8 protein-coding genes and 1 tRNA gene are annotated in these 13045 nt (G+C 61.1%); all 9 read right to left on the bottom strand.

What is annotated here, in order from left to right:
- Positions 1 to 11 precede the first annotated feature (11 nt).
- The 9 genes from AC3RCG_RS18155 to AC3RCG_RS18115 all read right to left on the bottom strand — a co-directional run bounded on the left by AC3RCG_RS18155 (position 12) and on the right by AC3RCG_RS18115 (position 13026).
- The gene (locus tag AC3RCG_RS18155; protein ID WP_492402733.1) at positions 12 to 5054 is read right to left on the bottom strand and encodes a diguanylate cyclase domain-containing protein; all 5043 of its coding nucleotides are present in this window, start codon (positions 5052 to 5054) and stop codon (positions 12 to 14) included.
- Positions 5055 to 5392: 338 nt separating this feature from the next.
- Positions 5393 to 6256: an SGNH/GDSL hydrolase family protein gene (locus AC3RCG_RS18150; protein WP_205602260.1), complete on the bottom strand. Its 864-nt coding sequence runs from the start codon at positions 6254 to 6256 to the stop codon at positions 5393 to 5395.
- Positions 6257 to 6289: 33 nt separating this feature from the next.
- Positions 6290 to 6619, bottom strand: a complete 330-nt coding sequence (locus AC3RCG_RS18145; RefSeq protein ID WP_492402735.1) for a hypothetical protein — start codon at positions 6617 to 6619, stop codon at positions 6290 to 6292.
- Positions 6620 to 7086: 467 nt separating this feature from the next.
- The gene (locus AC3RCG_RS18140; protein ID WP_275528109.1) at positions 7087 to 7248 is read right to left on the bottom strand and encodes a phage tail protein; all 162 of its coding nucleotides are present in this window, start codon (positions 7246 to 7248) and stop codon (positions 7087 to 7089) included.
- Positions 7249 to 7466: 218 nt separating this feature from the next.
- Positions 7467 to 7553: transfer RNA gene (locus tag AC3RCG_RS18135), tRNA-Leu, on the bottom strand.
- A gap of 95 nt (positions 7554 to 7648) precedes the next feature.
- Complete coding sequence (locus AC3RCG_RS18130; RefSeq protein WP_492402988.1) at positions 7649 to 9934, bottom strand: TonB-dependent receptor; 2286 nt, start codon at positions 9932 to 9934, stop codon at positions 7649 to 7651.
- Between the two features lie 435 nt (positions 9935 to 10369).
- Complete coding sequence (locus AC3RCG_RS18125; RefSeq protein ID WP_492402737.1) at positions 10370 to 12100, bottom strand: methyl-accepting chemotaxis protein; 1731 nt, start codon at positions 12098 to 12100, stop codon at positions 10370 to 10372.
- 312 nt (positions 12101 to 12412) lie between these two features.
- On the bottom strand, positions 12413 to 12802 hold the full coding sequence (locus AC3RCG_RS18120; RefSeq protein ID WP_070313500.1) for a nuclear transport factor 2 family protein: 390 nt from the start codon (positions 12800 to 12802) through the stop codon (positions 12413 to 12415).
- Positions 12803 to 12813: 11 nt separating this feature from the next.
- Complete coding sequence (locus AC3RCG_RS18115) at positions 12814 to 13026, bottom strand: hypothetical protein (RefSeq protein WP_070222955.1); 213 nt, start codon at positions 13024 to 13026, stop codon at positions 12814 to 12816.
- Positions 13027 to 13045: the final 19 nt, after the last annotated feature.

Genomic DNA, 13045 nt, shown 5'->3' with positions numbered 1-13045 from the left:
GGCGCTGCCGGTCAGCCAGGCGGCAGCACCCTGAGCACCACGCAATTGCGTCCCTCATCCTTGGCGTGGTACAGCGCGGCATCGGCCAGGCGCAGCAGGGCGTCCGGATCGGCGGCTCCCGGTGCCGGCTGGACCGCGATGCCGACGCTGATCGTCACCTGCCGCGCCTCCGCGTTCGCGTGGGAGATACCCAGATCTTCGATCGCCCGCCGCAGTGCTTCGCCGATCTGGCGCGCTTCGTCCGCGCCGGTGTTGGGCAGCACGATCGAAAACTCTTCGCCGCCATAGCGCGCCGTCAGGTCGCCCGCGCGCCGCATGCCGGCCGCCAGCGCATGCGCGACCCGCACCAGGCATGCGTCGCCGGCCTGGTGGCCGTGACTGTCGTTGAAGCGCTTGAAGTAGTCGACATCGAGCATGATGACGGCAAGCGGCCGGCCGACGCGCGTGGCACGCGCACATTCGGCACGCAATACGTCGTCGAAATGACGCCGGTTCGCCAGGCCGGTCAGACCGTCGGTGATGGACAAGGTCGCCAGTTTGCGGTTGGCGTCTTCCAGCTGTTCCGTGCGTTCGGCAACGCGCCGTTCAAGGCTGTCATGCAGCCTGGCGCTGGAGATCGAGATCATCGCCTGGGCGCCGAGCATGCGCAGGAACGCCACGCGTTCCTCCGTGAACGAGGCTTCTGCAAGCCGGTTCTCGAAATACAGGATGCCGCCGATCTGGCCGCCGTGCCGTATCGGCAGGCACATGACGGCGCGCGGCAGGTGCAACTGCACGTACGGATCGGCGGCAAAGCGCGAGGCGCCCGTGATGCAGTCTTCGATCACCTCGGCGCCGGTGCGAATGACGTAGCGCAGCAGCGACAGCGGGAACTGCGGGTCGCTGGCGGCGTTCAGGTCGAACTGGCGCGATTGCAGGACAGTGACGACATCGCCATCGATATTGGCCTCCAGCTGGTAGCTGCCTTCGGACAGCAGCAGCAGGCGCGCCACCTGCGCGCCGGCGTTTTCGCACACGATGGTAATGAGGCGCGTCAGCACGCTGCGCAGGCCCACTTCGTTCGACAGGATCTGCGACGCTTTCAGCAGCGACGCCAGGTCGAGCGCTGAACTGCCGTGCGTGTGGGAGACGGAATGACGTTGTGCGCCGCGGCCATCCATCCTTGACAGTAGTGCGCCATGGCGCGCCTGCAGCTGCACCACCTTGCCCTGCGCGCCCCACTGGCCGTAGTGCGCGATGGCGTCCTGGATGAAGATGCCGGCCACGCGCGCCTGTCCCTGATCGAACCAGCATTCGCCGCACAGTTCATTGCCCAGCGCTTGTATGTTGACGTAGCCCGCCAGGCCGGCCGCGTCGATCGCCTGCTGGTAGCAGCGCGTGGCCAGCTGCAGGTCTTCCCGGTAGCGTGCCATCTCGGCCATCACCAGCAGATGCTTGGCGTCGCTATTGTCCGAGCCTTGCCTGGCCCACTCGGCGAGGCTCGTTTGCAGCGTGCCGACCACGGCCAGCATATCGCCCGCATCGTCACGCGCAGGATCGCGCCGCAAGGCGCGGATCAGGATCAGCGCGGCGTAGAAGCTGCACTCGGCAACCTTGGCCTGGCCGCGCATGATCTGGGTGACGCTGCCAAGCTGGCCGGCCAGCGGCTCGGCGTCGGCGCTGTCGAACAGGTAGGCGTTGCGTATTTTCCCCTGCAAGAAGTAGGCGCGGTACAGCTGCGAGCCGCCATACTGATCGAGGAAGCGCGCCTCGCTGAAGGCCCCATCATCGTAGCTGTCGTGACGTGGCAGGAGACCCATCAGGCATTTGATCGGCTGGACCGCGGCGGCGACGCAGCAATCGGCCATCGCCTGCTGGCCGTTGGCGCGCATCAGCGCCAGGTCGTGCTCGATGTCGTGCATCAGGTGCGGCAGGTAGTCGCCGAGGATGATACGGTCGGTGGCGCGCACGGCCGCCACCACGCCGACCTGCACGAAGTCGGCGATTTCCAGCGCCCAGCCAAACGCTTCTTCGTACAGGGCGTCGGAGCTGCGCAGCGGCTGCGTCCAGTGGTTGCTGAGCGCGCCGAACATCAGGCCCGTGAGCGTGCGCGTCTGCAGGTTGGCACGGCGCCTGGCCAGCGCCATCGCCATCGCGCCGAAGGCGTAGCCGCGCGCGATGTCGCCGCTGTACAGCGCAAGCATCATCGCGTAGCCGACATAGGCGACAGCGCTGAAATCGCTGTTCCCCCGCTGCATCGACAGCCGCGTCATCGACACCACCATCAGCGCGCTCAGATCCTGCTGGCCGGCGTAGTAGCTGGCCATCCACAGGCCCTGCATCATCTGCATCGCGGCCACGGCGTCCGGCTCGCACATGTCATCGGCCGCCAGCAGGGTGTCGGGCGCGTGCGCGCCAGGCTGCTGTCCGATGTCGGCGAGAATATCGCTGAAGCGCGCCTTCATCTGCGCCACATCGTGCGGGATGTCGATGTGCAGCAGCGCCAGGCCGTCGCGCTGCACGGCAATGGCGTCGAGCAGGCGGCCCTGCAATTGATACTGGTGCGCCTGGATGGCAATGCAGCGCACCTGCTGCAAGGGGCTCAGGGAGCGGGCGCGCACCAGTGGATAGATCGCCTCGGCCGTATCGAACTGGCCGCACAGGTAAGCCGCTTCGGCCGCGCCCAGCTGCAGGTCGAGCCAAAGGCTGGCGTGGACGCTCCATGCGTGCTCCGGCAGCAGCTCGAGACCTATGCGCATGTGTTCCAGGGTGGACTGGAACGCGGCGGAACGCCGTGCCTTGACGCCGGCCTGGAGATTGAGCGTCGCCAGCTGCACGCGCTCGTCCGCATCCTTGATCAGCGCGCGACCGGCGTTGAGCTGCTCGACGATTTCAAACAGTGTTGCGTCCTGGTGCTGCGGCGCCGTATGCCGCAGGAGCAAGCGGCCGATGAGCAGATGGTTGGCCACGCGCGTAGCGTCGTCGGCGACCAGGTAGGCGGCCTGCTGCACCCGGTCGTGCAGGAAGCGGTAAGCGACGCCGCTGTTGGCCGCATCGCTGTCGCCACTGACGTACTTATAGCGTTCGTCGAGCGGCTGGATCAAGCCCGCCCTGAGCGCCGGCCACAGGTCTTGCTGCGTTTTGCGGTGAGCGCGGTCCATTGCCAGCGCGAGCGTATCGAGCGTGAAGCGGTTGCCGCAGGAGGCGGCCAGTTGCAGCAGATGCTGCGTCACCGTGGGCAGGCGGCGGATTTTTTCCAGCAGCACCTCGACCACATTGTCGGTATATTTGGCCTGTTCTATCGCGGGCAGGTCCCAGTCCCAGCAATCGTCGGCGGCCCGGTAGCGCAGATGGCCCGTCTCATTGAGCGAAGCGAGGAACTGGTTGAGGAAAAAGGGATTGCCGGCCGTCTTGCGGTAGCAAATGCTGGTCAACGGCGCACAATCGTGGGTTGCCACGCGCACGGTGGCCGAGACCATTTGCGCCACCTGCGGCTCGGTCAATGCGCTCAGTAACAGCGTCGACAGGCGTACCTCGCGGGCGAGCAGCTTGTCGCGCAGCGCGATCAGCGGATGGTCGGCGCTCACCTCGTTGTCGCGATACGCGCCGATGAACAGCATGCAGCTCTTGTCGCAGGAGACCATCAGCAGTTCGATCATTCGCAACGTGGCCGCATCGGCCCATTGCAGGTCGTCGAGGAACAGCACCAGCGGATGCCCGGCGCAGGCGAACACTTCGACGAAGCGGGGAAAGAGGCGGTCCAGGCGCAGCTGGGCCTGTGCCGGGTCCGACGCGGGCACTGCGTCCGTGGGGCCGACGATCAGCGCCAGTTGGGGAATCAGTTCGATCAGCATGCCGATGCCGCTGCCCAGCGCCTCGTGCAGTTTGGCGGACCACTGCCGCAGCGTTTCCTCGGGTTGGCCGAGCAGCTGGCGCACCAGCTCCTGGAAGGCCTGGATCAGCGAGGCATACGGCACGTCGCGCTGGAGCTGGTCAAATTTACCGGACAGGAAGCAGCCGCGCCGCGCGATGATGGGCTTTTGCACTTCGTTGACGACCGCCGACTTGCCGATGCCCGAATGGCCGGCCACCAGCAGCATCTCGCACCTGCCCGCGGCGCTGCGTTCAAATGCCGCCAGCAGCACGGCGATGGCATCCTCGCGCCCGTGCAGCGTTTGCGGCACGAGGAAATGGCCGTTGTGGTCGGACAGCTTGAGCGTCTGCGCCGGCTTTTGCGCGCGGCATGCTTCGAGATCGCTGCGCAAGCCCTGCAGGCTCTGGTAGCGCTGATCGGCATTTTTTTCCAGCAGCCGCTGGATGATCGGCAGCAGCTGGCCAGGCAAGCTTGCCAGCGCCGGGTGCGACCAGTCGGGACTGCGCGCAATGTGGCAATGCACGAGTTCCATCTCGTCGCCCGTCTCGAACGGCGCCTGGCCGGCCAGCAGCTCGTAGAAGGTGGCGCCCAGCGCATAGAAATCGGCGCGCCAATCGACGCGCCGGTTCATGCGTCCGGTCTGTTCCGGCGCCATGTAGCGCAGCGTGCCTTCCAGCGTCTGGAGATTGGCGATGCCATGGCTTTCGTACGGCAGTTCGCAGGCGATGCCGAAGTCGATCAGCTGCAGCAGGCGCCGGCCGCCATTCCACACCAGATTGGCGGGATTGATGTCTTTGTGGATCACGCCCTGACGATGAACCTCGTCCAGCGCCGCGCACAGTTGCAGCGCGATGTCGAAAAAATCGTCCAGCGCCAAGGCGGGTTGCGACGGCATCCTGCGCGCCGCCACCTGCGCACGCAACACCTGGTCGAGCGCCTGGCCGCCGCAATCTTCCACGATCATCGTCCAGCACCCGCCGTGCAGCTGCAGCGCCAGCGGATGCGCCACGCCAGGATGGCGGCAACGGCGCGCGATCGCATACTCGCGCTTGAATTGCGCCAGTTGCTGAAAGGAGGGGAACTGCTGATTGGGTTGCTTGACGATCAACGCGGTGCCATCGGCAGCCCTGGCACGGTAAACCCGTGAGCGGACACCGCTGTGCAGCTGTTTGATGATCTCGTGGTCGAAAAGAGAGCGCATGGGCTAGCAGTACACAGACGGTTGCGGGAGCCTGGAGGCGCACATTTCGGAATATTACTTGATTGTAAGTATTATATCAGTAGGGGGCTTTGGAGGAGGGAGAGGGGGGGCGGGGTGTTGTAAAAACGTCAGTGGGAGCAGGTTAGCCCGGGTGTGGGAATTGATCGTGATGACAGTCGCGGCAAGGTGAAGAAGTAGAGGTGATGGAGGTGTCGGAATTTACAGACAAGGAAGAGTTACGCGTAGATGCCGCACCTCGGCCAGCACATGCTATTGGGCAAGATACAAGAGGATTTTCTGGAATTGAGGAAGCCTCCATACCTTTCTTGAACTAGTTATCACTTAGGTGCAAGTCCATCGCCTTGCAATATGGGTAGCCACACATTGTGCGCAATTTTTTCGAAACCCGTCGACGTTGGATGAAGCTCGTTAGCCCAGTCGTCGTCACCTAAGGTGCCGCGACTATCGACAAGACGAACGCGGCCGGGATAACGAGCGACCAACCCCTTCAACCGCAAAGTGAACTCGTCGATCAAAAAACGGATGCAGGAATCCTGCAGGTGGGTAGGCACGTTTGCGACTACTAGCGATGCTCGCAGCCATTTGCTTTCGGCACCAAAGATGCCGATACCTGTTGGCCGAGCATAGTCGTAGTTATGTAAATAGATCTTCGTTGGTCCGGTTGCATTTTGCGTCGTATTCCAAGTTGCACCAATTATCTTGTCGATAAGAGCGATGAAGCTTCCCGTAACTTTATTTAAAAATCGGTTCAGGCTTTGCTCGTCATCACCGGATCGGTAGCAAGCTTCAGCCGAAGTGCAGGCGGAGCAGTCTTTTAGCAGTAGCGGGCGCATATCGGATAGGCCGGCGAAGTCGTTCCCTCCACCGCTTATGAAAACAGCCGACAAAGAATCCCCATGTAGTTGTAATGCGGTCTGGATTCTTCTTTTATAGGTTCCGTAAACATAATCGTAGGCTTCGGCACCGTTATTTCCGTGAGCTAGAATGTAATGTTCCTTTTTTTCAACCAAATTTCCTAATTTGCTTAATAATGAGCCACCAGGAAGAGGATACCAGAACCAGCTGTCGCCGATTGCCAATATTGACGGCTGATGAAAATCGTTCTGCATCATGGTCTCGTCCCAATAAACATTTTTGTTGTGCATGATAATTTCTCCAGTATGAACCATCTTTGAATTCATGCTTAGGATTCTTGCTGGAAAGCGGACAGATCCCTAAGCATTACGAATATTTTTTTCCTCTGGCGATGAGGTCGAGCAGGTGAGAGTGTGCGAAACGCGCTTATGAAATTGTGTGATAATTTGTATTTTTGTATTTTTGTATTTTTGTATTTCATCGGTATAAGAAATGGTGCCTGATTCTATTGGTTGCTTCGGTGCGTCTTCCTTAATTGGCTGAGTGAATTTCTCAATCTGACAATTTGATGCTAAATTAAATTTCATTCCGTCATCAGTTTTTTGAAACTGTGACTGTATATAATTTTCTTTTTGATAGATTGTTAAGATTGGCTCTCTATTAGTCAGCAGAGAGCTAATTAGGTTCATTTTTTTGGATTCGAATGGCACCGCCGGCCTTGACGCCGCCGTGAGGCTGCTTGAACAAGCTGATGGTGCTCGCCAGCTCGTCCTCGCTGGCTTTTATCGCCGCCGCACGGCCATGGTCAGCCGCTTTTCTAGAGAGCGTTTGACGTCACTCTGTGGGCGGTGATGGCGGCGATCACGCCGGGGCAGGGGGCAGGGCGTCGTCCTCATGGTCGTACTCCACCACGTCGCCGTCGGGGTAATGCTTCGTGTGGATAGTGTCGTCGGACTCGCGTGCCTCAGACGCTTGCGGATACATCGCCGCGTAATCACGCCGCGCGTTAGGTGGTCTCTCGGGAAAAGACGATCAACTGTTCGCCCATGGTCCGCACCGACTAGGCGGGCGTGCTGTCAGCGTGCCGCGCGGCCCATTTCAGCAGGGGGGACGTCGTACTGCTGTCAGAACTTGTCCCGGTAGGGCGGCATGTGCTTTATCTCGGCCGGATGCTGGATGTCCAGGCAACCGGCCTCGCCGGTTTGACCGCGATGCGCTCGGTCAGGTTCAGCTTGATCGAGATATCGACTGTTTCACGGTTGTTGAATTCGAACTTGAAGGCGATGCCGTGCTTGCGCGTTTTCTCATTGGTCATCAGGTCGAGCTGGTGAACTTACAGCCAGGCGAGCAGGGCCACCATGATGGCGCCGGCGCCGGCGTCGCTCGCGTAATCACGGCGTAAATCTGGCGTAACCGCTAGAGGTTTTTGTCGGGTTTAATTGAGATTAAGAGAAATGCCCGGACGTAAAAAAAGCCACTAACCCGCTGATTTATTGGGGTTAAATGGCTTTTTTGATGTTTCTGAATTCTGTGCGCTGGTGCCCGGAGCCGGAATCGAACCGGCACGCCCTTACAGGCGGGAGATTTTAAGTCTCCAGTGTCTACCAGTTTCACCATCCGGGCAGCGCGGCGAGATTCTAGCACAGGTGATGTGTATTACGCCATCTTGTGCCTGAGCGATGGGCCAGCATCAATGGCCTGTTATCAGCTTCCCGCCATCAAAACGTCGCCTTGAACTGCACCCCATATGTGCGCGGTTCGTTGACGATGCCTGTCAGGTTGTCGAAATCGATCGCGCCCAGCGACTGGATCTGGTTGGTGATGTTGCGGCCGTACGCGGAGAGTTCGTATTTGTCCCATTTGTAGCCGACGCGCAAACCGCCTTCGAGCAGTTCCTTGGCCTTGTATTCCTTCGCTTCATACAGGAAGAAGTTGTAGCTGGTGCGGTAGGCCCAGTCCGTGTAGGCGTAGAACTCGCCATTGGCGAGGGGAATGCTGTACTTTAATGTGAAGTTGGTTTGCCATTCCGGCGCGCGCGGCAGCGGGTTGCCGTCGATGTAGGCCGTGCCCTTGAACGGGCCCAGCGGGTCGGTCACGGTGCAGCCGCTGGCCGGGTTGTTTTGCGCATTGCCGCAGCTTTGCACGAACAGCTTCTTGTCCTGGATTTCCGTGTGGTTGTAGCTGCCGCCCAGGGTCATGCTGAGCGAATCGCTGAGGTTCGCCTGGAAATCGAGTTCCACGCCGCGGCCCGTGGCCTTGTCTGCGTTGATCAGCTGGTTCATGTTGACGGCGCCGCTGCCGGCCGTCAGTTGCTTGTCCTTCACGCGGTACTGGAATATGGCCAGGCTCAGGCGCGCTCGCTTGTCGAACAGGTCTTGCTTGATGCCCGCCTCGACGGACAGCGCTTTCTCGGCGCCCGCAAACGAAGGCCGGTCGGCCAGGCCGTTCAGGCGGCCCTGCATCGACGGCGCGCGGTAGCCGGTGGCGATGCGCGCGTAGGCATTCGTTTCCGGCGTGAGTACATAGGTGCCGCTCAAATCCCAGCTGACGTTGTGCGAGGTGTCGTGCAAGTCGAAGGGGCCGGCCGTGGTCGCCTCCACCCGCTTGGCGGAGAAATCCTTCTTGTCGGTCGTGTAGCGCAGGCCGGCGCGCAGTTTCAGGGTGTCCGAGACCGTGTAGTTGAGCGAGCCGAAGGCCGCATACGACTTCGAGCTCTGGTTTTGCGTGGCGTAGTTCGGGCTTTGCGGGTTGCCGGGCGCCAGGCTGTTGAAGCCGATGCTGTCGATCTGGATATCTTCCTTGAAGTAGAACAGGCCGGCTATCCATTGCAGCGGGCCGCGGGCAGACGACTCGGCGCGGAATTCCTGCGAAATCTGCTTGTGGTTGGGGATCACGTCGGCCGTTTCCACGACGAACGGGATGAAGCCGGGGCCCATCGGCGGCGCGGACACGGCGCCATAGCCGCCGTCGACGTCGGCGCGGCTGTAGAAATCGAGCTTTTCGTAGCCGGTGATCGAATGCAAGGTGACGCCGGGCAAGTCCCATTTCAGGCGCATGCTGGCGCCCTTGGTTTTCAGGTGCTGGCGGTTGATGCCGTCGGTCGGGTAGTTGTCGTAATCAAAGCCCTCGACGAGGTCGTTCGTGCCCTGTTTCAGGATATTCGCGCGGAACAGGGTGGCCGTGCCGTCGAGATTGCGCGCGTGCACGTTGAACAGGGCCGTGAAGTCGCGCGTGGGCTTGACCAATACCTGCAGGCGGGCGGCGCTGTCTTCATAGCCTTCGAAATCGCGCGTGCCGGTGGGGCGCGGGTTGTGCACGCGGTCGTCGCGGCGCTGCGTCTGGCCGGAAAAGCGCAGGGCGACCGTGTCGCTGACGGGCACGTTGAACGCGCCTTCCAGGTTCTTCATGCCATCCTTGCCGAAGCCGCCGCTCAGGTAGCCTTCCGTCTTGAAGACGGGCTTGGCGGAATCGAACTTGATCACGCCGGCTGGCGAGTTACGGCCGAACAAGGTGCCTTGCGGGCCGCGCAGTACTTCGACCTGATCCACGTCAAACACGGGAAAGCCCTTGAGCATGGCGTTTTCCTGCACTACGTCATCCATCACCAGGCCCACGGGCTGCGAGGCGTTCAGGTCGAAGTCGGTATTGCCCAGGCCGCGAATGTAGAAGCGGGGGAAGGTGCGGCCGTAATCCGATTCGACGGAGACGCTGGGCGAGCGGCTGTTGAGGAAGCGGATGTCGGCGCCGCCGGCCGTCAGCGTGTCGAGCTTGTCGCCTTTCAAGGTGGCGATGGACATGGGCACGTCCTTGATGTTTTCCGCGCGCCGCTGCGCCGTCACGATCACCGTTTCCAGCTGGCCAGGACCGGTCTGTGCCGCCGGGACGGCAGGCGCGTCGGCGGCTGGCGCCGGGACGCTATCCTGTGCCATCGCCTGCAGCGGAAAGGCGGCGCTGATTGCCAGGGCAATCAGGGTGTGGCGTACTGTGCTGGCATGCGGTGTCATCATGAAACGGCTCCTGTCGGTCAAGGTTGTTGGGGGCATGCAAGCTGGCGCTGGCCAGCTGAACGAAAAATCATGCTAGCACGGGAAATTTTGGTATTCATGCCATTTTCCTACGATGGTTATTCATATCCGTTTCGACTCAATACGCGAATAAAATCGTATTTGTCGTCACTATCTGGCGGGTGCATAGTGGAGTGCCGGCAGGCTTGTGCGGGAACAAAATAGGCTGGACAAGACGACGCGGTTTCCTGCGGCGGCGCAAAAAAGCATGCGCCATTTCGGCGTAGTAGCGGGATCCGGGGCGGCACAAATACAACAGTTGCCGCGGATTTTTTATGTGAGGGGCGTGTTGTTGCAACGCGACAGGGGAGGCCGGCTGCGGCTCTCCCCTGTGCGTGTGAAGCGGGGCATGCGTGGCTGCATGCCTCTATGTGCTTAAAACTCTTCCCAGTCGCCGGCCGTCACGGCTTCCGCTTGCGCCGCACGGGGTTTTGCCGGCGCGGCCTGGCGCTTGGCGGGGCTGCTGGCCGTTGCCGGTACCAGGCGCAGCGGCTTGTGACTGGCGCGTGCCGGTGCTGGCGCCGGTGCGGGTGCCGCCAGATGGCTGTCATGCGTCTTGAAGATGCTCACGGTTTCCACCAGGTGGCTGGCCTGCTCGCGCAGCGATTCGGCCGCCGCCGCCGCTTCTTCCACCAGCGAGGCATTTTGCTGCGTGACGCTATCCATCTGGGTCACCGCCTGATTGATCTGCTCGATTCCTGCGGACTGTTCCTGGCTGGCCACCGTGATTTCAGCGATGATGTTGCTGACGCGGGCGACGCTGGCGACCACCTCGGACATCGTCGTGCCCGCTTGCGCCGCCAGCCTGGAGCCCGCATCGACGCGGCTGACGGAATCGTCGATCAGCGCCTTGATTTCCTTGGCTGCGCTGGCGCTGCGCTGGGCCAGGCCGCGCACTTCGGTCGCCACGACGGCGAAGCCGCGGCCCTGTTCGCCGGCACGTGCCGCTTCCACGGCGGCATTCAGGGCCAGGATATTGGTCTGGAAGGCGATGCCGTCGATGACGCTGATGATGTCGACAATCTTGCGCGACGATTCGCTGATCAGGTCCATGGTGCCCATCACTTGCCCCACCACGGCGCCGCCCTTGCTGGCGACGTCCGATGCCGTCGTGGCCAGCACATTGGCTTCGCGGGCATTTTCCGCATTCTTGCGCACGGTGCTGGTGAGCTCTTCCATTGACGAAGCGGTTTCTTCCAGCGAACTGGCTTGCTGTTCCGTGCGCAGCGACAGATCGCTATTGCCGCTGGAAATTTCCGCGGCGGCAAGGGAAACGGTGTCGGAATCCTGGCGCACCGACGACACTACCGTGGTCAGCGACTCCTGCATGCGCTGCAGCGCCGACAGCACGCTGGCGGTATCGTGCGGTGCAACGTTGAGTTTGCCTGTCAGGTCGCCGCCGGCCAGCAGGCTGACGGCGTCGCACAGCTGCTTCGGTTCTGCGCCCAGCGCCTTGAGCAGGCTGCGTGTGATGAGCCAGCCCGCCAGGGCTGCCAGCACGATGGACAGCAGGCTGGCGCCGATGAGAATATTCCTGTTGAGCGTGTAACGCTCGTTGTCTTCCTGCAAGATGGCGGTAGAGCGCTGGTCCGTCAGGGCGAAATATTCATCGCTGGCGGCGACGAGGGCGGCCAGCAGCGGGCGGCATTCCTCATTCATCTTGACGATGGCCTGGTCGGTTTTCTTTTGCAGCGCCAGGTCCACGATAGCCATCGCGACGGGAGAATAGCGTTTTTCGATGCCGTCTATCTTGTTGACTATGGCGCGCACTTCATCCGATACCTCAGGCTGCTGTGTCAGCTGCAGCAGATGCTGCATGTTCTTGACGACCTCGGCCTGCGCCTGCAAGACCTGTTTGCGTTCGATCTCCAGGTCTTCCGGCTTGGTGACGAGCACCAGATTCCTGGCCGCCACGGCACGCATGTCGATTGCGTCACGTACGCGGTGCGCCGTATTGGCGCGGGCGGTGATGCCGTTGACATACTGGTCAAAACTGGCGTTGAAGTTGGAAAAGCTCCGCACGGACAGGATCGATATGCCGATGAGGAAAAAGACCAGCAGGCCGAAAGCCAGAGTGAGCTGGGTGCGTACGGTGAATTTGTCCATGATGTCTCTCCAAAATACGTGGTGATGATTAGAAAGGGGGCTTGCGTGAGACCGGTGGCAGGCGCTTGCCTGGCGACGGGTCGAGTCCTACGCAGTGCTTTTCTATCCAGAACACGGATTCGTGGTGCAAGGATGGAATTAATTTAAAAAACCGATTTCAATAATTTATTTGTTTTATTTATTAAATTCATTGTTGCACAAAAAATTCATTAAATCAATGAGATTTTGCGTGTCAAAAAACAACTTTTCGGCATGGATGCTGGTTCCTGCGCCGTTTGATCGGGCGCAGGACAGTATCTTCGGGGAGGTGGATCAGCCGGGAATGGGCGTGCCCTGGTGAAAAATCATTTGCCAGCGGCCATCGCGCCATTTCCACAAGGAACTGCGCAAGCTGGCGCTGGCGGGCAGGGCGCCGTTGGCGTGGCGTTGCGAGCGGTAGGTAACCAAGGCAACATCGTCGGCCAGCAAGCGGGCCTGAAAATCGCGGATGCTGCGCTGGCAAAAGTCTTCCACCGGCAAGTCCGCCAGGGTTGCCGCGCGCGTCCAGAGATTGCCCGAGCTGCCGAACTCGACGAAGTCGTCAGCCAGCAGGGCCGCCAGCCTGGCCCTGTCGGCGCGCACCGCCTGGCTTTGCAGCGCCGCTTCCAGCGCCTGCAGCTGCGCCGCCAAGCTGTCCTGCTGAGTATCCCGCGCGTCGTCCATTGGCAAGATCTTCAGATAGGAAATGCGCCCGCGCCCGATACATTCAGGCAGGCGACCTTGTCGCTGGAAAAGTACTTGATTTGTCCCAGGCCGATGGCGTAGCAGCCGTCGCTGAGCGGGGAAATGGGGCCGGTAAGTTTTTCACCGCCGACCAGGGTCACCACCCAGGGCGTGGTGGCCGGTTTGCCCGCGTGGGCCAGGGCGTGTTGTACCAGGTCTGACATGCTGCCTCCGTTGGAAATC

This window comes from Janthinobacterium sp. GW823-FHT01H08 (assembly GCF_058797855.1).
This window is presented reverse-complemented; position numbering and strand designations above follow the sequence as displayed.